Consider the following 19852-nt stretch of genomic DNA (forward strand, 5'->3'; position numbering starts at 1 on the left):
GCGTGCATGGGTGGTCGGCAGGTCCAGGCGGCGAGGCGACTCCTCGCCGAGGCACTGGACGGCGAACTCCCCGAGCACGAACGAGTGTTGGCGGCCCGCACCGTCATCGCCGAACTGGGCTCTCCCGCCCGGCTGTTGGAGCTGACCGCCGAACTCGCCTCCGGCGAGGGCGACCCGGAAGGCTGCGCCCGGCTTTCGTACCGCCATGTCCTCGGCTTCGACAAGCTCCTCCTCATCGACGGCGGCCCCCACCACATGCTGCGCGCCCACCTGTGGCACGCAGGTCGCGGCGCGGTCGGCAAGGAGGACATCCACAACCACCGTTCCCCGCTTGCCTCTTACGTCGTACGCGGGCAGCTGACGATGGAGTTGTACGCGTCCGAGCCCGAGGGCGGGGTCGAGGCGGACCGCTACCAGGAGTCCCTGTCCGACGAGTCCGCCGACTGGCTCCTGGAGCCCGCGGGCCCGTCCCGGCTGCGTCTGACGCACGTGGCGCAGTACGCGGCGGGCAGCACCTACGCCCTCCCCGCCCACACCCTGCACCGCGCGTGGACCGAGACGACGGAGCCGACGGTGACGCTCTTCCTGGAGACGGGCAGCGGACGGCGACGCCACACCGATGTGTTCACGGCGGCGGGACCGCATCCGGGCGCGGTGCCGAAGGTGCCGCTGAGGGTGGAGGAGTATCTGAGCGAACTCGACGCGTTGGCGGAGCTGCTCAGGAGCTCGTAAGGGCTCATGCCTGAGCCCCACATGACAAGTTGAGTTGGGCTTCGACACAAGTCAGAGCCCTATCGCATGGACGGATCCGCCCGCCGACCTACTGCCATGTCAACGGGTAGCAACGGCCAAGCTGACCACGTAGCGCTCCTCGACCGTCCCGTTCGGGAAGGTTTCAGTCAGGAGATCGCGCTCAGCGGCCAGGAACGTCTCGGTGGCGTTCTTGCCGAGGACAAGGAAGGTCGATGAGAACCGACACCGGTCATGGGCGCACTGCGGCGCGACGCTGATGAGGACCTCCGAAACCTCCACCACGGATCGGTTGATCCACCAGACTTGCCCTTGTTTCCCAACGGAGAAGGGGCGGCAGGCATGGCGAACAGTGCACTTCTGGTGATGGACGTCCAACGGGACGTCGTGGCCATCGCCGACGACGGTTCCGGTTATCTGCCGCGCTTGCGCAGGGCGATCGACGGTGCCCGGGCTGCCGGAATCCCCGTGATCTACGTGGTGATGGGGTTACGGCCGGGCGACCCGGAAGTCAGCCCTCGCAACAAGGTGATGACAAACGCCGTGCGGGCCGGCCTGTTCACCGAGGGTGCCCCTGGTACCGAGATCCATCACGACGTCGCGCCCCAGCAGGGCGACGTCGTGGTCACCAAGAGGCGGGGGAGCGCGTTCTCGGGCAGCGACCTCGACTTGGTGCTCAGGGCTCGCGATATCGACAGCCTTGTTCTCACCGGCATCGCCACCAGTGCTGTAGTGCTGTCCACCCTGTGGCACGCCATCGACCTGGACTTCGGCCTCACCGTCCTGGCGGATGCCTGCCTCGACACCGACCCCGAGGTGCACACGATGCTCACCGAAAAGCTGTTCCCGCAGTGGGCAGATGTCCTCGCCGTCGAGGACTGGCTCAAGGCCATCGCACCGCAATAGCGGGATGCCGCCCGGTCGGGCCTGGGACGCGTCGGGTACAGCGACTTCCATCCAGTCCGACCGGTCGGTACGTTCAGGGGAGCCGGGGCCGCCATTCCGCGCCCGGTGTTCCCGGCGGACGACGGAGGACCCATGTCCCAGGCTCAGGGCCACTGCGAGACACGCTTCGAGGCGGTGCGCGTCGCGTTCGAGGAGAACTTCCGGGACCGCGACGAGCTGGGCGCGGCCGTGACCGTCACGGTGGGCGGCGAGACCGTGGTTGACCTGTGGGGCGGCTGGGCGGATGCGGCGCGGACGCGCGCCTGGGAGCGGGACACGCTGGTCAACGTGTGGTCGACCACGAAGGGGCCGACGGCGCTGTGCGCGCACATCCTGGCCGACCGTGGGCTGCTCGACCTCGACGCGCCGGTGGCCGCGTACTGGCCGGAGTTCGCGGCGGCGGGCAAGGAGTCGGTGCTCGTACGGCATCTGCTGTCGCACCGGGCGGGCCTGGCCGGGCTGCGTGAGCCGCACTCGCTGGAGCAGCTCTACGACTGGGAGCTGACCACGAAGCGCCTCGCGGCGACGGAGCCCTGGTGGGAGCCGGGCACGGTCTCGGGTTATCACGCGCTGACGTACGGCTTCCTGGTCGGTGAAGTGGTGCGGCGTGTCTCGGGGCTGCTGCCGGGCGCGTTCCTTGAGCGGGAGGTGACCGGTCCGCTCGCCATCGACTTCACCGTGGGACTGCCGGAGAAGGAGGCCGGGCGCACGGCCGAGCTGGTGCATCCGCCGACCGCCTCGTCGAGTGAACAGGCGGCGATCTTCAGCCAGTTGACGCCCGTGGCGCTGGCCGCACTGGCCAATCCCCTGGCGGGCGCGACCGAGGCCAATACGGCGGCGTGGCGGGCCGCCGAGATCCCGGCCGCCAACGGGCACGGCACGGCACGGGCGGTCGCCGCGTTGTACGGGATCTTCGCCGGGCGCGGGTCGTACGGTTCGCATCGCGTCCTCTCGCCGGAGGCTGCTGAGCGGGTCCGTGAAGGGCAGGGCGCCTGCCGCGATCTGGTGCTCGGCGCCGGCTTCGAAAGCGAGACAGAGATCGGCCTCGGCCTCTGGCTCAGCGGCCCCAACAACTCCTACGGTCCGAATCCGAGGGCTTTCGGACACGACGGATTCGGCGGCTCCTGCGGTCTCGCCGATCCGGAGGCAGGCGTCTCGCTGGGCTACGTCATGAACCGCATGGGGCCGCACATCGCCGACGACCCTCGGAAGATGGCGCTCATCGACGCCCTCTACAGCGTGCTCTGAGAGGCGGGGACACGCCGGCTGCGGGGTGACGGGTCACGCGGCCCCGTGGCGGTGGTTTCGGAACACTGCAGGAGGGGCCAGAAGCCGTGCGACAGCCTCTGCACTGTCCGGCCCGTGCGCCGAAACCATCAACCCCCGGCCTGGTAAGGCCACTTGGCTCGAAGAATCGCCACCCGGCCATCCGTTACGACGTGGGAAAGACGGCCAAACGCCCCGAGAGCATCACCGAACGCAACCAAACTTCACGTCCGTACGTGCCCTCGTCCCCGTTCGGCGAGGGCGGATGGCCCAACCCTGGAGAACGCGCCTGCCTTGAAGTGCGGGTGAACCCGCACCTGGCGCGCGGCGTCTTCGCAAGAGTTTGTGAACGCAACGCGCGTAACTGTGAAGGTGTGGTGTGTCAAAGCCGGCCGGAGTTGGGCGCGCCGATGAACGTTGCGTAGGTGGGCGGGGCCTGTCGTTCCGCGCTCGGGCGTGGTCTCGGGCGCCGAGGCGGCAGCGGTGCTCCCGCAGGCGGACTGCGAAGGGGAGGGGGAGTTGGGCGCGTCCAGCCTGAGCGGTGGAACGGGCATGCGAAGCGTCTGGTGGGTGCGGGTTCTTCCTGGTCGAAAACCCATCCACCAGGGGTTTTTCTCGTCTGACAGCGCAACTGCCCAGCTTCCTGGGGGAGGTTGAAAGGGCTTAATCATTGCCCGATGACAGGGGTATGTGACATCAGTGGCAGCTGATAACCTGCGCGAACTCTGAGGCCGCCTGAGGCCCCAGGGGCCCCCGTAATGGACGCGACGAGATGTCGCTTCATCGGCCTCGGATCGCCCCGAGGCGGCCGGTACCGGCCTCCGGACCGAAGCCCGGCGGGCCTGGCGAAGACCGGCTCTTCCGGGGGCATCTTCGAAGGCGCAAAGAAAGTGGACGAATGGAAAAGACCCCGATAACGGGCGCCGGGTCGACGCCCGGCGCCCGTGCGCGCAGACGCCGTTCCCGATGGCTGAACGGGAAGTTCCTGGCGACCTTCCTCGCCGGGGCCACGCTGCTGGGCGGCGGCGCCCTGGTGCTCCCGCAGTTGCAGAAGGCCGACGCCGCCCAGGACGATGCCCCCAGCCGTGGGATGCGGTCGAATCGTCCGGAGATCGACCCCAAGCGCGCCCACCAGGCGGCGGTCGACTACCTGATTCGCTCCGGCATGACGCGCAGTGCCGCGGAGACGCGGCTGAAGAACCAGGAGCGATCTCGGCAGGTCGCCCGCAAGCTGCGGGCCGAGGCGCCGGGTGACTTCCAGTCGCTGTACATCAACCGCGCCGGCCGGCTGGTGGCGAACGTGGTGACCGAAAGGGGCGCTGCGCTGGCACGCGCTGCCGGAGTGACGCCACACAAGGTAACTGCCGGCTGGAAAGAGCTGACGGGCATCCAGGAGCAGCTGCTGGCGTCGGTGAAGAACAGCCATGGCCTGAGCGTCGGTATCGATCCGAAGAGCGGCACCGTCAACGTCACCTACTCCTCCGGCTTCTCCGCGAAGAACCTTGCGTCGCTGCGGGCCAAGGCCAAGCAGTACGGCGATCTGGTGACGGTCACCAAGGGCGCCGGCACGCTCCGCACTACCGCAGACGTCGATCCCGGAAGCGGCTTCACCTCAAACGGGATGTCGTGTACGGCCGGGTGGGGAATCGACATCTCCGCTCTCGACCCAGGAGCCGAGGGAGGATCAACACGCGCCGACGGCTTCATGTCCGCCGGCCACTGCCTCCGGAACAACGAGGGGATTGAGGTCAACGACCAGGACGCCGGTACCGCGTTCAACGTCCACCTCGGGCCGGAGGGCGACTTCGGCATGGTCAGGCTGAATGCCCAGTTCTCCAGCCAGCCAAAACTCGCATTCATCGAGGACCCGGTCACCGGGGTGGACCGTAATCCGATCGTGGGCACCGCCGTCTGCAAGCTCGGAATGACCACCGACTACACGTGCGGAGAGATCACGGAGCTCAGCGCAAGCAGCAGAAGCCGGATGCCCGACGGCACCATCGCGACTATCGGTGGGTTGATCCGGACAAACCTCTGCGCTCAGGGCGGCGACAGCGGTGGCCCGGTCTTCGCGGAAGCCGGATCTTCGGTCATTGCCATCGGAATCGTCCAGGGGGGCCGGGCAGACAAAGATGGCAACTGCGGGGAGAGGCAGAACCCGCCGACACCTAACAGCACCAATGTCCAGCCGATCGACCCCATCGTTCCGGAAGGCAGCCCGTACCAGCTGAAGCTTGCCGACGACGGGTCGCAGGGCGGCGGCGGCCGACCGCCAGAGCGCCAGCCCCGGGACGTCGAGCCGACCTCGGGCAGCGGCCGACCGCCGGAGCGCCAGCCCCGGGACGTCGCCGGCATGCTGGACAACAGACTGAATTACGTCGCCCTCGGCGACTCCTTCTCGGCCGGCACCGGCGCCGGGCCGTACCTGCCCAACGACAAAACGATCACGCCGGTCGACGGCCTGGAAGTGAACAACCCGCCTGCCTCGGTCAACCACAGCAACAACTGCCAGCGCAGTGAGCAGGCCTACGGTCCCCTGACCGCCAAGCTGGACTCACTCTATGGAAATGTCACCGTCGGCGACTTCACCTTCGCCGCGTGCGCCGGGGCGGTCACACAGAACGTCCTGAACGGGCAGCTGGACGCGCTGAGCTCGGACACGGAGCTGGTGACGCTCACCATCGGCGGCAACGACATCAGGTTCGCCGACGCGATGAGGGAGTGCGCCAAGCCCGTGGGGTTGTTCTCGGAGAAAGCCTGCTCGGACGCGCTGAACATATCCGAGACGCTCATGATGAACCTGGAGGGGCGGCTGACGGAGACCTACCAAAAGGTCCTGGCCGCCGCACCGAATGCCCGTCTCATCGTCCTCGGATACCCCAAGCTGTTCGATGAGCAAGGCTCGTGCACGCTCACGCAGAACCGCATCAACCCCTTCCCGAACGTGCGCAAGCGCATGAACCATTCCGCCGAGACTCTCAGCCAGGTGGTCCAGAACGCGGTGAAGCAGGCTGGGCGACGAGTCCAGTTCGTGGATCCCCAGCCGGCCTTCGACGGACACGGCGTCTGCTCAGCGGACCCCTTCATAACCGACCCGGGCACCATTGGCCTGCTCCACACCGAAGACTCGTACCACCCCAACGCCAAGGGACATCAAGCGTACGCGTCCCTGCTCAAGGAAGCGGCGGACGACCCCGTCCCGGCGAACACCTACAACCGGGGCTGCTCGGCGATCAATCGCTGCCGCAGCTGAGCCGGTGATCCCGGGCGCAGGGCTCCGCGAGGGGCTCAAGGGCGGCCCGCACCGGGACTGCCCGGGCCGTCGGTATCAACCGGCGGACCGGAAAGCGATGGCGTAACGGGCGCAGCGCGTCCGGGCGGTACACGGCGGCACCACCGATCTCCGCGGTGGTGCCGCCCGTCGTCTGAGGAGACCGCGCCTGCCACCCCTTCCCGCTGCCTGAACCGGGCCGACGAACGTCCTCATCCACCTGGACCCGGGCCCGGCAGGACTCCCTCGGCTCTCCGGCGTTCGGTTCTTGGCCGTCCTGCGCCCACTGAGGAGTTGGGCCTCCCTTGCGGTCGGCTTACGACCTGGGGAGCAATAGGGAGCGGCGTCGCGGCGTCCGGCACCGCGGCTGAGGGGCGGCGACGAAACGGCCCCAGGCGGTAGCGGGGAACAAAAGCATGGGGCCGTGGGGGCGTTTGGAGTCCCGTACGGGGACGATGCCGGGGAAGTAGCAGTACAGGAGCAGCGCAATCAGGCTCGCGGGAGGGTAGGCCACCCCGCCCCGCCCGTCGTCACGGTAGCTGTTCTCGAACGCCGCATCAGGCGCGGGCACGCCACTTGACCTGTGTGGATGGCCGATGCGGCAAGCCCAGACAACCCGAGAAAGGTTACAACTCAGGCTAAGGGCCCAGGTCATGCGCAGTTCGTGAGGCGCGGGCAGGTCACACGCGGTGGAGAGCCTGCCGCACGATGTCGAGGTTGTACTCGTCGATGTCGACGCTACTCAGCTCGGCCGGGCTCAGCCAGGCGTACGCCTGGTCGGGCTCGGGCAGCGTGATGTGCCGGGAGAGGGGCCTGACCAGGAAGTTGTCCTGCCAGTTCTTGACCTCGTGGCCGCGATACTCACTCACGAACGACGATTCGCCGACCTTCCGGACGACCTCGCCGAGAAGCCCGGTCTCTTCCTTCAACTCCCGCAGAACGCCGTCCTGGGGACTCTCCCCCGGTTCGAGCTTCCCGCAGGGCACCCCCCACACCCGGGGCAGAAACCGCTCGGTCTCACTACGCCGCACCAGCAGCACACGCCCTTTGTGCATCACTACGGCGGCGGCCAGTCGCTTGTCGCCGGGGATGTCCATATCCATGGTTTCCTCGGTCCCTTGCCGGTCGGAGTCCAAAGGGTTCAGTACCCGCGAAAGTCTCAACCGTACCAGGCTTACGCCCTTCAATGCGGGCTCGGCTCCTCCACTCGTGGTATAGGAGGCGTTGCCGCTGGGCGTGCTCAATCGCGCGGCAACCTCCACCCGCCCGGCGGCGACTCGGAGGCATGACACCCGCAACATCCGTAACGCCCACAACAAGACACCGCCGCCGCCGAATCGCCCGCAAGCCCGTGGCGGGCTCGCTCGCGGCGGGCGTCCTACTGACCGGTGCGTGGTACGCGACCGCCACGGCGACGCCCGCCCCGAAGGCCGCCGACGACCTCGCCGTCACGAACACCACCGTGAATCTGGCGGCTAAGTTCCCCTATCTGTCGGCGGGTTACAACAACACCCGCGAGTGGACGCGCACGGCGACCGCCGTGGCTCCGAATGGCACCCTCCGGGTGGCCTGGCCCGCGTCCGACGGGATTCATGTCACGCCGCTCACGAAGGCCGGGAAGCGCTCCGGATCCGACACGGTCGTCAAGGGCGCCAAGGAGGTCGGCGGGCTGGTCGCGCACAACGACGGGTTCGCGCTGGTGACCCGCGTCTCCGACAGCAACAAGTGGAAGGAGACGGCCGCCGCGCTCGTCCGTTACAAGAACGGCAAGCAGGCGTTCCGTACGAAGCTCACGGGCACCGCCTCGCACGACACGGCCCCGTTGCTCGACGGGCAGCTCGCCTGGAACGGGAAGAAGTACGGCGCGTACTTCGTCGTGCACGGCGCGGGCGGCTTCGCCGACGGCCACTTCGGGGACAAGCTGGCGTACGTCAGCGCCAAGGGCGCGAAGCTCAGCGGCGGTTGGGGCTGGGGCTGCAGCCACAACGAGGGCATCGCGCTGCACGCCGAGCCCACCGGAGCCTTCACCTCCCTCTGCTTCGACGACTGGCGTTCGGGCCTGTTCGTGTCGACCGGCATCGGGGCGCCCGACAACGCGCCGGTCGTGCAGCGCGAGCAGTGCTGGGCGGGCTACTGCGGCGGCACGTTCCCGGGCCGTACCGGCGACCTCGTGAAGTCGTCCAGCGGCCGCTATGCCACCGCCTTCGCTTCCCGCGGCGCCGCCTCCGCCGCCAAGAACCCGGACGACGCGAGCGGCCGCGGCTGGACGGTGAAGCCGAAGACGAAGACCCATCAGGTCGCCGTCGCCTTCCTCAAGAACCGCAACTCCCCTGCGGGCAAGCCGACTTACCTCACGAACGCCCCCGGCACCGAGCACGTCAACGTCCGCATCGCCCCGTACGGGAAAGACCGGCTGCTCGTCTCCTGGGAGTCCCTGAAGAACGCCAAGTGCGCGAACGGCACCTGCACGGGCACCTTCACCGGCACGCACCTGCGCCTGATCGACTGGAACGGCAAGTTCAAGACGCCGGACAAGGTCGTCAAGGCCCGTATCACCGGTGACATCGCGGCCCTCGCGGACGGCTCCCTCACCTGGGCGTACGCACCCGTCACGCCGTCCTACTCGACGGCACTCACAGGGGCGTCACCGACCACGAAGAAGCTGCGGATCGCCCGTCTGGAGCGCTGAACCGAAAACGCGTCTCGGGGCCGTCGGCCCAGCGGACGCGCACCTCATACGCCCCCTCCACCTCCACGGACACCAGGGCCTGGAGCGGGAGGGGGTCCGGTTCGGCGGTGAGGCGGGCGAGGGCTACGAACAACGTGGGCTCTTCGGTCGTTACGCCCGCCAGGGTGGATGTGCCCGACAGGCCGAAGGCCGGGACGAGTTCAGCCCGTAGGCCCTCCTCGCCGTCCTGCCGCTCCTCCCCCGTCGACCAGCCCGTGACCCGCACGGGGGTTCCGGGAGGCGCGCCCGCCACCAGGTGCGCGCGTACCTCCACCGCGCCGGACGCCACGACCAGGCTCGTGACCCGGGCAGAGCCCCCGGCCTCGTGCCGCGAAGCCACCCACCCGTCGCCGACTCCCAACGGTTCGATGCCGGTTCGGCTCGCGTCCTCGTCGACGATCACGCTGTTGTCGTACGTCTCCGAAGGCGCCGTCACCGTCGAGTACGCGAGCCGCGTGTAGTACGGGTCGTAGCGGACGTCCTCGCTGCCGTGGTTGTGGAGGCGGACCAGGCCGTCCGAACTGGTCGACTGAAGCAGCCAGTTGGGCGGGCCGACCGGCCGCACCTCGTCCTGCCGCTCCACCGGGCCGGGCTCCTCGGGCGCCGTCCACACCTCGTGGTCCGCGGGGAGGAGCAGACCGAGGAAGCCCTTGCTCGCCCAGTACGGAGACGCCGAGCCCGAATAGCCTTGCAGGACAGCGGAGTTGGGGCCGTGCCAGCCGAGGGTGAGCAGGCCTCGGTCGTTCACGGCTCCCCGGTCGAGGAAGTACTTCAGCGCGCCGGAGGCCAGGCGGCGCGTCTCCCCCGGCGGCAGCGGCGTACGCCCGGTGAGCGCGCCCAGCCACAGCGGTGCGGTCGTCGCGAAGCGGTAGGTGAGCGAGCGGCCCTGGTGCATGGGGGCGCCGTCGGCGCCGAACAGGCGGGCGTAGTCGGCGAGATGGGTGGACAGCCGGTCGCCGTACAGGTCGAGCAGACGTGTGTCGTCCGCGAGCCAGGCGTGCAGGACCGGGTACAGGTGCATCGCCCAGCCGTTGTAGTAGTCGAACTTGCGGCCGTCGCCGTCGGTGTACCAGCCGTCGCCGACGTACCACTGCTCGATGCGGTCGAGGCCACGGTCGATCGCCGCCCGCGACGACTCGGCCTCGTAGCCGATCTCCTCCAGGAAGCCGCCGACGGTGACCGGGAACAACTCCCAGTTGCAGGGCCAGGCTTCGGCGGTCAGCGCGTCACCGAGCCAGGCCGCCGCCCGCTGCCGTACGCCGTCGTCGAGGCGGTCCCACAGGAGGGGGCGGGTCAGGCGCAGGGCGAGGGCGATCGAGGCGGCCTCGACGAGGGGCTGGCTGCGGTCCTCGATGCGCGGCCAGACGCCGGCGGTTCCGGCGGCGAGCCCGTCGGCGTACCGCACGAGGGCCTTCTCGTCGCGCCGGAAGGCCGCCAGCAGGAGCGTACGGGCGTATCCCTCCAGGCCGTCGGACAGGCGGCCCGACCAGCTCGTGTGCTCGCCGGGCAGGTGGTAGAGAGCGCGGTCCTCGGAGGCGTAGGGCTCCACGGCCGCGAGCAGGGAGTCGGCGGCGGCCTCCCAGTGGGCGCGCGTGTAGCCGGTGTACGGGCTGAGGGTGCGGTCGTCTTCGGGAACGCCTGCGATCATGGGTGGTGCTTCCTGTCTAGGCGGGCTTTGGTGAAGTCCGGGTGCAGTATCGCGCCCCTATTGAGGGCCGCAGGCCCCTCAATAGGGGCGCGGGGAACTGCGCGACCAGCCACGACGGGCCCGCAGCCGCGACACGCAGTGTCACCCCCCCGGCGGGGGGCCTGGGGCGCAGCCCCAGTTAACTGCGCACCCAGCGGAACGCTGAGGTACCTGGGACGCCCCGGTTCCGGTCGGGACGCCCCAGGGTCTTGGGTCACCTCACCAGGCCCCTGGGGACCAGTCGCTGGGCGACCAGCTCGTCGCGGACGAGGTCCGCGTAGACGGTCGCGCCGTGCGCGGAGGTGTGAGTGTTGTCCCGCTTCTCGTTGTAGAGGTAGAGCGCCTTCGAGGCCTCCACGCCGAGCGACTCCACCAGGGCCTTGGTCTTGGCGGTCATGTCGATGAGCGGTACGCCGTGCGCGGCGGCCACCGAGCGGGTGACGGCGGGGTGGTCGACGCCGAGGCCGTTCACCAGCAGCGCCGTGCCGTTGTTGAGGGTGCCGTCGGCGTTGAACCAGCGGCGGACGATGGGCGTGAGCAGTATGGGCCGGCCGCCCCGGTCGCGTACGCCGGCGACGAGCGTTTCGAGGTTCGCGCGGTACGTCGCCTCGTCGGTCTGCTTGTCGTTGTGGGCGAGCTGGATGAGGACCAAGTCGCCCTTGCGGATCAGCGGCTGGACGGTCGCGAAGAGCGCGGGGTTGTCGAGGTAGCTGACCGTACTCTCCCCGGAATCCGCGTAGTTGGCGACCGAGAGGCCCTTGCGGAGGTACTGGGGCAGCTGCTGGCCCCAGCCGGAGTACGGGTCGCCGGGCTGGTCGCAGGAGGTGGAGTCGCCGACGAGGAAGATCTGGCGGGTGTGCCGCGCGGGGGTGACGCGGATGCCGGCGAGCGCGGGGGCCGAGCCGCCGAGGGTGAGGTCGAGGCCGGGGGTGCCCGCGGGGCCGGTGGGTTCGCCCTCTGGGGTACGGACGTTCACGGTGAAGCTGCGGGCCACGCGCTCGCCCGCCGCGGTGGCCGTCTCGGGGAGGAGGGTGCGGCGGGTCTCTCCGGTGATGCCGGTACTCGCCTCAGCGTCGCCGCCGAGCAGCACGCGTACGTCGTACGTGCCGGGCGCGACGTCGAAGTGGCAGGCCGTCGCGGTGCAGTTCTCCAGGCCCGCGCCGCGGGCGCCCGTCTGCGCCGGAGTGGCGGACGAAGCCGGGGTGGCGGACAGCGCCGTGGCGACGGTCAGCGTGGCCAGCACGGCTATCAGGGTGCGTCTCAACGCGGCTCCTTCAACAGGGCGACTTCTCCTGGTCGATGGACCGTACCCCGCGATGGCAAGCGCTTTCTAGGGGCGTGCGGTATCTCGATTCCGTACCACCGGAAAGAAACCGGCCATGACTGGAAATCGCTCTGGCTGGCCCACGTTTCCGAGTGATCAAATCGGGGCCATAAGCGGCACGACAAAAAGGAAGTCACCATGAATTCCATCTCATACCTGGACCTGTACCGGCAGTTCTCCTCGGATATCGACGCGGAGCTGAAAACCGGCATCGAACGGCTCGGCCCCTCCTCGACCGCCATCAAGAATGCGGTCACCGAACTCCTGCAGCACCAGAAGTTCAAGTACCCCCTGCAAGTACTGCCGCTCCTGGTGCACGCCGCCGAGACGGGAGATCCCGGACCGGCAGTTCCGCTGTCCGCGGTCCATGTGCTGTGGTGGACTTCCGCCTGCTATCTCGACGACTTGGCGGACGGGCAGGCCGCAAGCGTGTCCGGTGCGCTCGGCAAGAACGAGGCACTGCTCGCCTCGATCACCAGCGGAAACGCCCTTCCCCTTCACATCATCCAGGCCCAACAGGTTCCCGACTCGGTGCGCAGCGCCCTGGCAGCCGAGCTTGTGACCTGCGCAATCGTCAGCACCGAGGGCCAGCTGAGCGATCTGCGCCGAGATGCCGGCGACGCCACACGGGACTCGGTGGTCACGACGTACCGAGGTAAATCAGGGGCACCCTTCGGCATGATCACGGCAATGGGTGCGATATTGGCCGGCGCGGAACACGAACGAATACGGATGTGGCGTGAGTTCGGCGATGTCTTCGGAATCCTGTGGCAGCTTTTCAACGACCAGGAGGACATCCTCTCCGGCCGCAATGAAGACCTGCGGAACGGCACCATCACCTATCTCTTCGCCTGCACCCTCGAGAACGCGTCACCTCGATCCAGGAATCGCCTCCTGGACCTGCACGCAGCCGCGAAAAATTCCGAGGAAGCGAGGCCAGAGCTCACAGCTCTCCTTCTCGCGCCCACCAGTCTTCAGCAGTACGAAGCAGACCTGCGCAGATTCCGCGACGAAGCCCAGCGCCTCCTGACCGAACTGGGTGGCGACGGAAACTACGTACCGGTGCTGCGCCATCTGGTGGAGGAGTCGGCCGAACTCCTCCTCCACCAGACGGAGTGAGGGCCTACGTCAACTGGCCCGAGTCCACTGCTGGTTCGTCGCCCCATTGCAGGCGTACGTGATGATCGCGGCGGAGTCGGCGGTCGACGCGCCGTTCACGTCCAGGCACTCGCCGCTGGCGCGGGACTTCAGCGTGACGTAGCCGCCCGACGTGGTGACCGTCCACTGCTGCGCGGTGGCGGAGGTGGAGCAGGCCTCCTGGGTGACGTTGGAAGCGTTCTCCCGCAGGCACAGCGAGCTGTGACGCGCCATCAGCTGGACATAGCCGTTGCCGAGGTCCTTGAACCAGAACCGCTGGTTGCCGCCGCCGTTGCAGGTCCACTGCTTGATCTGGGCGCCCGCGAGGATCGACTGGTCGGGGACGTCGGCGCACTTGCCGCTGTGCCGGGCGGCCAGCGTCTCGTACGGGCCGCCCCGACCGGTGACCGTCCCGGCGGCCGTGTCGATGGTGACCTCCGGGTACCAGGACATGGACATCGTGGTGGAGTTCGAGAAGGTCAGCGGCAGCCAGACGTACCGCGAGTCGTTGACCGTCCCGCCGAAGGAGTTGCCCCAGCGGTCGCCCATGTAGAGGTAGGAGGTGCCCGAACTCCCCTGCACGGGAAGGACGTACGTGGTCTGCGAGCCGTACGTCGTCGAGTCGCCGATGTTCCGCATCGCCGTCCAGGGACCGGCGAGCGAGGTGGCTGTCGCGTACTGCTGCTGGTTGGGGTTCCAGCCCGTGGCGCCCGAAGTCAGCATGAAATAGACGCCGTTGCGCTTGAAGAGGGCCGGGGCCTCGCGATGACCGCCGTGCCAGGGGTCGGCGACCAGGGCGGCGATGCCGGCGTAGTCGCTGGTCAGCCGGTAGATGTGGAGGTCGTAGTTCTCGCGGGCGGCGGAGATCATGTAGCCGGTGCCGTCGGTGTCGGTGAAGACGGTGATGTCACGGGACATGTGCTGGCCCAGCGGACGGAAGCTGCCCTGCCACTCGTAGTCGCCGTCGACGGTGTCCGAGACGGCGACGGCGGCGCGCGCCTCGCTGTAGTCGACGCCGTTCTCCTTGTGCATCCACATCACGTACTTGCCGGTGGCGGCGTTGTACATGACCTTCGGCCGCTCGATGTTGGCGGTCGCCAGCTCCGGATCGGTGGCCTCGGTCAGGACGTGGTTGCGGAACTCCCAGTTCTTCAGGTCCGTGGAGCGGTAGGCCGACACGTACCGGAAGGTGTTGTCGGAGTTCCGGTTCTCGCCGAACCAGTAGTAGTACGAGCCGACCTTGAGGACCCCGCCGCCGTGCGCGTGCAGCGGATTGCCCGAAGTGTCGGTGAACTGCGTGCCGTTGGTGATGGTCTGGGGCGCCGCTTGGGCCGGGCCCGCGGTCGCGAGCGCTCCGGCGACCGCGAGACAGAGGGCGACGAGGATCGCGTACAGACGTCTCATCCCAGCACGTTTTGTCGCGGCACGTCTTATCCCAGCATGTGGCATCTGGACACTCTCCTTCAGAATGGTGAAGTGACGTGCGAAGCCGGTCAGTTGGGTCGCTTGCCGTCCCGGACGGGGGTGTCGGCGACGGGGATGCCGAAGTCCGGTGTGCCGTCCGGCTTCCAGCCGAGCTTCTGGATGCGGGTGTGGCGGTTGGGGTCGTTCAGCGGGTCGCCGACGATCTCCTTGTACTGGCGGGCGTGGTAGACGAGGACGTCGGTGCGGCCGTCCTCGGCGACGGTGAAGCAGTTGTGGCCCGGCCCGTACTGCTTGGTGGTGTCGTTGCTGGTGAACACCGGGGTCGGGGACTTCGACCAGTTCGCCGGGTTCATGAGGTCGGCGTCGGCGTCCACCGTGAGCAGGCCCATGCAGTAGTTGTGGTCGGTCGCGCTGGCCGAGTACGACATGAAGATGCGGCCGTTGCGCTTGATGAACGACGCGCCCTCGTTGACCTTGAAGCCGATGGTCTCCCAGTCGTACTCCGGTGTGGTGAGCCGCACTTGAGGACCCGTCAAGGTCAGCGGGTCGGCCATCTTCGACAGCCAGATCGCGGTGTTGTTGTCCATGCCGGGCTCGTGCTGCGCCCAGGAGAGGTAGCGGGTGCCGCGGTGGGTGAAGGTGGTGGCGTCCAGGGAGAAGGTCTCCCAGGCCGTCTTCAGCTGGCCGCGCTCCACCCAGGTGCCCTTGAAGGGGTCTCTGTGGGAGTTCTCCAGGACCCAGATGCGGATCGCCCAGATGTCCTCGGCGGGCGCGGAGGCGAAGTAGATGTACCACTTGCCGTCGATGTGATGGATCTCCGGGGCCCAGATGTGCGCGCCCATGACACCGGTGGCGTGCTTGCGCCAGATGACGGCCTCGTCGGCGGTCGCGATGCCCCGCAGGGTGCGGGAGCGGCGCAGGATGATGCGGTCGTACTCCGGGGACGTGGCCGTGAAGTAGTAGCGGTGGTCGGTGTGACGGTGGATGTGCGGGTCGGCGCGGTTGCGGACGAGCGGGTTGACGTATTTGGAGCTCGCGCCGGCGACGTCCGGGGTGGCGGCTTGGGCGATTTGGGGCACGGCGGTGAGCGCGCCCGCGGCGAGGGCGCCCTTCAGGACGAGTCTGCGACTCGGGATTTCGGGGCTCTCGTCAAGGCGGCTCATGTCGTTCCCTCACACTGGACCATTCGACATTTCGAACGGTATCTGCGATTCCGAACGCCGAAACGGTAAGGGTGTGTTACGAGGAGGTCAACGGGTCGGGAGGTTAGAAAAAGTCGGACGCTTTCCGATCCCAAGTCGGACCCAAGTTTTTGTTATCGCCCCCGCTCTGCTCCCGTCTCCACAGGCGTGAACAAGAACATCCGTGGACGGGCAGCAGGAGCGGGCGCGGCGCTGGCCGTGCTCGCGACAGGGATCATGACGCCGAGCGCGACGGCGGCACCCGCCGCGGCCGACGACGTCACCGCGGCGGTACTGGCGGGCCGCGATGTGACGCTCGACGGCGACACGGTAGTGACGGTGCCGGCCGGGAAGACCACGTACAACGGGGTGTTCCGGGGTGAGGGCACGCTCACCGTGCGCGGCTCCGGCACCCTGATCCTGACCAAGGACAGCGACTTCACGCTGCCGAAGTCCCGGCAGCGGCAAGCGGTGCGGACGCAGGGCGGCAACCACCCGTACGTCACCACGGCCAACCCGGACCCGCCCGCGATCACGGTCGAGCGCGGCGCGACCTTGCAGTACGGCAACGGCGGTACTACCGGGCTGATCGGCCACTTCCCGTACAACACCCCGGCGTTCCGGCTCAACCAGAACAACGTCCGGGTCGACGGCACCCTGCGGCTCTCCCTGACGAGCGCCTACAACCTGGGCACCATCAGCGGTTCCGGGCTGATCACCCAGCCGAGGTTCCTCTGGGGCACCTGGGACATCTCGGGCACCCACCCCTTCTCCGGGGTGATAGACAACGGCACACAGGCGAACGCCGGACGACCGGAGTACGCGACGTCACTGCCCAACATGCGCAAGGTCCTCAACCAGGGCACCTGGACCGTCGACACCCCGCTGGGCCAGACCGTCACCCAGCGCATGGACTTCTACCAGCGCGAGTACGGCAGCGACATCAACGTCCAGTCCCGGCCGGGCAGCAAGGTCGTCCTGACCGGCCAGTACAGCTGGTCGAACCAGGGTGGCGACACCAACCCCTCACTCAGCGACCCCGCCCTGAACTGGACGCCCGCACGCAAGAACATCAACAAGCGCGGCACCAACATCAAGGGCGCCAACGTCCAGTGGGGCGACGGCACCACGAACAAGATCTTCATGCCGGGCACCGCCGAGACCGTATACATCAACCTGCTCGCGGCCAGATCCCGTTCGCTGCTGACCTTCAACTACAACGGGCCGGTGACGCTGGGCGCGCCGATCGGCGGCGGCGTCTTCCACGACACGCTGTCCACGCCCGGCGCCGGCGACATCGTCATCAAGGGGACGCCCGGCAACGACGTCACCTTCGCCGCCGTCCAGTACTACAACGGCTCGACAACGGTCGAGAAGGGCGCGGTGCTGCGCCTGGGCAGCGGCAAGTCCGGTGGCGACGGCGGCCTGTACACCAAGGGGGACCTCTACAAGCTCGTCAACAACGGTTCGCTGGTACTCCGCAACACCGCCAAGCCGCTCTCCCTGTCCAGGATCAGCGGCAGCGGCTCCGTCACGCAGTCGGGTGCCGCCACGACGACGCTGACCAGCGGCGTGACGTACACGGGCACGACGACCGTCACGAAGGGCACGCTGGCGCTGGATGGGGCGAGCCTGGCGCGGAGCAAGGGGATCCGGCTCACTTCACCGGGCGCGCGGCTGGATGTGCGCAGGGCGTCCGGAGGGGTGCTGAACCTGAGCTCGTCCCTGTCCGGCAAGGGCAAGGTCGTCGGGGCGGTGGCGGTTACGGGTTCGGGGAAGGTCTCCGGCGGGGTGACGGTGACCGGGGACTACACGCAGGGTGCGGGCGGTCAACTGACCGTGAAGGAGCGGGCGTTGAAGGTGGGGGGTGCGCTGCGGCTGGGCGGGAGGCTCGTGGTCGAGCCGGCCTCTGCGACTGCTGCGGCTTCTTCGACTGCTGCGACTCCTTCGAAGACGGTCACCGTCATCGACCACACCGGCAAGGCAAAGACGAAGGGCACCTTCAAGGGCCTGAAGGAAGGCGCCAAGCTCAAGGTGGGCAAGACCGAGTACCGGATCAGCTACCGCGGCGGCGACGGCAACGACGTCGTCCTGATGCGAGCAACGAGAGCTCCGTACCGCTCGCGTGGTGGGTGGCCGCGGCGGTTCTGGGAGGGCTGGTAGCGCTGATGGTGCCGGTGAGCAGGCGCAGGCGTACGGGGAGGAGGGGTGGGCGGCATGCGGCGTGAGCCATCGTGGACCAAGAAGGCCTGATCTTCGATCTTGCCGTTTGACCTGCGATTATGTTGGTTGCAGCGTCTCCCTTTCCGCACCCGGTCCTCGGGGCGCCTAGAACGGCGGCCGTGATGGATCGGGTGCGATCTTTTTCGTCCGGACACAGGTGGGCGTAGGTCGTGGGACGCCCCGTGGGGTAGCTCGACGGGGCCTCTCAGGCAATACACCTAGCCCGCGACAGGGACCTGAGGCACGGGATGGCTGGGGGTGTCCAGCCAGATGCGCTGTCCCTCGGCGGTCACGGTTACGCCGAAGCGTTCCCGGCCGGGGCGGTCGTGCTCGACGTACAGCTCGTGTGCGGCCTCCACCGCGTCCCACAGCAGGCGCGGCCCTGCCTGCCGTACGGTCTCGCCCTCGGCACGCGCCCACGACCCATCAGCGCTCCACAGCTCCACGGCCGTTGTCCGGCCGTCGTCGCCGCGCTCCGCTGCGGATGCGGTGCCGGGCGCGACCAGGGACAGCACGAAGCGGAACGCGTCGTCCTCGGCGACGGTGGCAAGGTCCAGGCCGGTGAGTCGGCCGCTCATCGCACCTGGTCTGCCGGGGTGCACTGGTGTGCCGGTGGTGCCGGTGTCGCGTACGGCCATGAAGTATGAGCCGGTGGGCAGGAACCGGCCCTCAGCACGGCCGTCGTGGGCGACGACCAGGCGCACGGTGCCCCAACCCAGCGGGCACACGATCATTCCCGCGGGCTTCACCTGCTCCAGCCACGCGGCCGGGACTGTGCTGAACCCGCAGGTCGCGATCAGCCGGTCGTACGGGGCCCGGTCCGGGTACCCGTCGCGGCCGTCCCCGGCGACGACGAGCGGGGGGTATCCGCTGCGCCGCAGCCGCGACTCCGCCAGCCGGGCCAGCACGGGGTCGACCTCCACGCTGACCACCTGGTGGCTGCTCAGTCGCTCGGACAGCAGCGCCGCGTTGTAGCCGGTGCCGGTCGCGACCTCCAGCACCCGGTGTTCGTCGGCGACGTCAAGGGCCTGGAGCATGGTGAGCATCAGGCCGGGCGCCGTCGACGACGAGGTGGCCACGCCGTCGGTCAGCTGGGTGGCCAGCGCGTCATCCGTGTACACCAGGTCAAGCCAGTCCGGGTCGGCGAACGTCACGCGCCGCTGCCCCTGGCCGGTCAGGGTCCAGAACTCCGGTACGTAGGGGTGGCGCGGGACGGTCTCGAACACCTTCCGCCAGGCGGGGTCGGTGAGTTGGCCGCTGGCCTCCAGGTCGTCGGCCAGCGCCGCGCGCAGTTCCTCGGCGCGCTCTTCGGTGTGCGTCGTCATGGTCGTCCTTTGGCGAGTAGGTCAGCGAGGTGCGCGGCGATGGGCAGGCCCGTCTTGTTCTGGATCCAGGACCACTCTCCGGACGGGTTGCACTCGAACATCACCCACCCAGTCCCCGGACGGGGTGACGGCGAAGTCGAACGCGTCGAAGTTGAGCCGGAAGTGCTCCAGCCAGCCCAGCACGCCCGTCCGTACGTCGTCCGGCACTTTGGACACGTCGTAGGTCAGGGCGTCGTAGTCGCTGCGCCAGTCCACCCGGGCCGCGTCGCTGCCCGCGTGGATCTCGGCGGCGAACAGGTCCGTGCCCACGACGGTCAGCCGCACCTCATGCGACTTGGGCACCCACTCCTGGAACAGGTGCGCCGTCAGGGACACGGAGTCGTCGATGGTGTCGGGGTTGATCAGGGTCGTCGGCACTCCGGTACGGCGGCCGTCCGGGTACTCCAGCGGGCCGCCCATGAGTGGCTTGCAGATCACCGCCCCGCCCACCTGGTGGCCGAGCACTCCTGGCGCACCGCTCTGCTTGCGACGATCATCGCGAAGCTCGAAGGCGCCGATCCCGCGCGGGCCGCGTACCTCGCGGTGTGGCA

General features: G+C 68.5%; 15 protein-coding genes and 3 pseudogenes. 9 read left to right on the forward strand and 9 right to left on the reverse strand.

What is annotated here, in order from left to right:
• Positions 1-6: 6 nt before the first annotated feature.
• On the forward strand, positions 7-732 hold the full coding sequence (locus OP79_RS44155; RefSeq protein WP_033328796.1) for a hypothetical protein: 726 nt from the start codon (positions 7-9) through the stop codon (positions 730-732).
• 99 nt (positions 733-831) lie between these two features.
• On the opposite strand, the gene OP79_RS44160 is transcribed toward OP79_RS44155, so the two are convergent.
• Positions 832-1035 (reverse strand): hypothetical protein, encoded by a 204-nt coding sequence (locus tag OP79_RS44160; RefSeq protein WP_033328797.1) that lies wholly within the window; start codon positions 1033-1035, stop codon positions 832-834.
• A gap of 57 nt (positions 1036-1092) precedes the next feature.
• Here OP79_RS44160 and OP79_RS44165 point away from each other — a divergent pair, with 57 nt between their 5' ends.
• From OP79_RS44165 to OP79_RS50810, 4 genes and pseudogenes are all read left to right on the forward strand, one after another.
• A complete protein-coding gene (locus OP79_RS44165; protein WP_033328798.1) occupies positions 1093-1656 on the forward strand; it encodes a cysteine hydrolase family protein in 564 nt (187 codons plus the stop codon).
• A gap of 132 nt (positions 1657-1788) precedes the next feature.
• Complete coding sequence (locus tag OP79_RS44170) at positions 1789-2943, forward strand: EstA family serine hydrolase (protein WP_033328799.1); 1155 nt, start codon at positions 1789-1791, stop codon at positions 2941-2943.
• An 89-nt stretch (positions 2944-3032) separates the two neighbouring features.
• Positions 3033-3182 (forward strand): annotated as a pseudogene (locus OP79_RS58150) (NF041680 family putative transposase); the annotation flags it as partial.
• 824 nt (positions 3183-4006) lie between these two features.
• Positions 4007-6214, forward strand: a complete 2208-nt coding sequence (locus OP79_RS50810; protein ID WP_169786250.1) for a GDSL-type esterase/lipase family protein — start codon at positions 4007-4009, stop codon at positions 6212-6214.
• A 334-nt stretch (positions 6215-6548) separates the two neighbouring features.
• Here the strand turns inward: OP79_RS50810 and OP79_RS58155 are convergent, their stop codons facing one another.
• Complete coding sequence (locus OP79_RS58155) at positions 6549-6887, reverse strand: DUF397 domain-containing protein (protein ID WP_078492419.1); 339 nt, start codon at positions 6885-6887, stop codon at positions 6549-6551.
• Between the two features lie 25 nt (positions 6888-6912).
• Positions 6913-7335 (reverse strand): NUDIX hydrolase, encoded by a 423-nt coding sequence (locus tag OP79_RS44180; protein WP_033328800.1) that lies wholly within the window; start codon positions 7333-7335, stop codon positions 6913-6915.
• Positions 7336-7517: 182 nt separating this feature from the next.
• Here OP79_RS44180 and OP79_RS44185 point away from each other — a divergent pair, with 182 nt between their 5' ends.
• The gene (locus OP79_RS44185; RefSeq protein ID WP_033328801.1) at positions 7518-8921 is read left to right on the forward strand and encodes a hypothetical protein; all 1404 of its coding nucleotides are present in this window, start codon (positions 7518-7520) and stop codon (positions 8919-8921) included.
• On the opposite strand, the gene OP79_RS44190 is transcribed toward OP79_RS44185, so the two are convergent.
• Together OP79_RS44190 and OP79_RS44195 are read right to left on the reverse strand one after the other, a co-directional pair.
• Positions 8866-10608: a DUF2264 domain-containing protein gene (locus OP79_RS44190; protein ID WP_033328802.1), complete on the reverse strand. Its 1743-nt coding sequence runs from the start codon at positions 10606-10608 to the stop codon at positions 8866-8868. The two genes, OP79_RS44185 and OP79_RS44190, sit on opposite strands and share 56 nt — an antisense overlap.
• Positions 10609-10861: 253 nt before the next feature.
• Positions 10862-11911, reverse strand: coding sequence for a rhamnogalacturonan acetylesterase (locus OP79_RS44195; protein WP_033328803.1), 1050 nt, complete (start codon positions 11909-11911; stop codon positions 10862-10864).
• A 198-nt stretch (positions 11912-12109) separates the two neighbouring features.
• On the opposite strand from OP79_RS44195, the gene OP79_RS44200 reads away from it, so the two are divergent.
• Positions 12110-13090, forward strand: a complete 981-nt coding sequence (locus tag OP79_RS44200; protein ID WP_033328804.1) for a polyprenyl synthetase family protein — start codon at positions 12110-12112, stop codon at positions 13088-13090.
• Positions 13091-13099: 9 nt separating this feature from the next.
• On the opposite strand, the gene OP79_RS44205 is transcribed toward OP79_RS44200, so the two are convergent.
• Positions 13100-14512, reverse strand: a complete 1413-nt coding sequence (locus OP79_RS44205; protein WP_033328805.1) for an RICIN domain-containing protein — start codon at positions 14510-14512, stop codon at positions 13100-13102.
• 89 nt (positions 14513-14601) lie between these two features.
• The gene (locus OP79_RS44210; RefSeq protein WP_033328806.1) at positions 14602-15696 is read right to left on the reverse strand and encodes a glycoside hydrolase family 43 protein; all 1095 of its coding nucleotides are present in this window, start codon (positions 15694-15696) and stop codon (positions 14602-14604) included.
• A 255-nt stretch (positions 15697-15951) separates the two neighbouring features.
• On the opposite strand from OP79_RS44210, the pseudogene OP79_RS50075 reads away from it, so the two are divergent.
• Positions 15952-17942, forward strand: a pseudogene (locus OP79_RS50075) (autotransporter).
• Between the two features lie 213 nt (positions 17943-18155).
• Here OP79_RS50075 and OP79_RS44220 read toward each other — a convergent pair.
• Together OP79_RS44220 and OP79_RS50080 are read right to left on the reverse strand one after the other, a co-directional pair.
• Positions 18156-19262 carry a methyltransferase domain-containing protein gene (locus tag OP79_RS44220; RefSeq protein WP_033328807.1) on the reverse strand — a complete coding sequence of 369 codons (1107 nt, stop codon included), beginning with the start codon at positions 19260-19262 and terminating at the stop codon, positions 18156-18158.
• 21 nt (positions 19263-19283) lie between these two features.
• A complete protein-coding gene (locus OP79_RS50080) occupies positions 19284-19604 on the reverse strand; it encodes an MvdC/MvdD family ATP grasp protein (protein ID WP_425428684.1) in 321 nt (106 codons plus the stop codon).
• A 144-nt stretch (positions 19605-19748) separates the two neighbouring features.
• On the opposite strand from OP79_RS50080, the pseudogene OP79_RS57600 reads away from it, so the two are divergent.
• Positions 19749-19852, forward strand: a pseudogene (locus tag OP79_RS57600) (HD domain-containing protein); the annotation flags it as partial.

This window comes from Streptomyces yerevanensis (assembly GCF_000716805.1).
Lineage (GTDB): Bacteria > Actinomycetota > Actinomycetes > Streptomycetales > Streptomycetaceae > Streptomyces > Streptomyces flaveus.

Bases quoted from the DNA above. Each gene is read 5' to 3' on its own strand.
- OP79_RS44155 (WP_033328796.1), top strand. From the start codon at position 7: ATGGGTGGTCGGCAGGTCCAGGCGGCGAGGCGACTCCTCGCCGAGGCA.
- OP79_RS44165 (WP_033328798.1), top strand. From the start codon at position 1,093: ATGGCGAACAGTGCACTTCTGGTGATGGACGTCCAACGGGACGTCGTG.
- OP79_RS44170 (WP_033328799.1), top strand. From the start codon at position 1,789: ATGTCCCAGGCTCAGGGCCACTGCGAGACACGCTTCGAGGCGGTGCGC.
- OP79_RS58155 (WP_078492419.1), bottom strand. From the start codon at position 6,887: ATGACCTGGGCCCTTAGCCTGAGTTGTAACCTTTCTCGGGTTGTCTGG.
- OP79_RS44180 (WP_033328800.1), bottom strand. From the start codon at position 7,335: ATGGATATGGACATCCCCGGCGACAAGCGACTGGCCGCCGCCGTAGTG.
- OP79_RS44185 (WP_033328801.1), top strand. From the start codon at position 7,518: ATGACACCCGCAACATCCGTAACGCCCACAACAAGACACCGCCGCCGC.
- OP79_RS44190 (WP_033328802.1), bottom strand. From the start codon at position 10,608: ATGATCGCAGGCGTTCCCGAAGACGACCGCACCCTCAGCCCGTACACC.
- OP79_RS44200 (WP_033328804.1), top strand. From the start codon at position 12,110: ATGAATTCCATCTCATACCTGGACCTGTACCGGCAGTTCTCCTCGGAT.
- OP79_RS44205 (WP_033328805.1), bottom strand. From the start codon at position 14,512: ATGAGACGTCTGTACGCGATCCTCGTCGCCCTCTGTCTCGCGGTCGCC.
- OP79_RS44210 (WP_033328806.1), bottom strand. From the start codon at position 15,696: ATGAGCCGCCTTGACGAGAGCCCCGAAATCCCGAGTCGCAGACTCGTC.
- OP79_RS44220 (WP_033328807.1), bottom strand. From the start codon at position 19,262: ATGACGACGCACACCGAAGAGCGCGCCGAGGAACTGCGCGCGGCGCTG.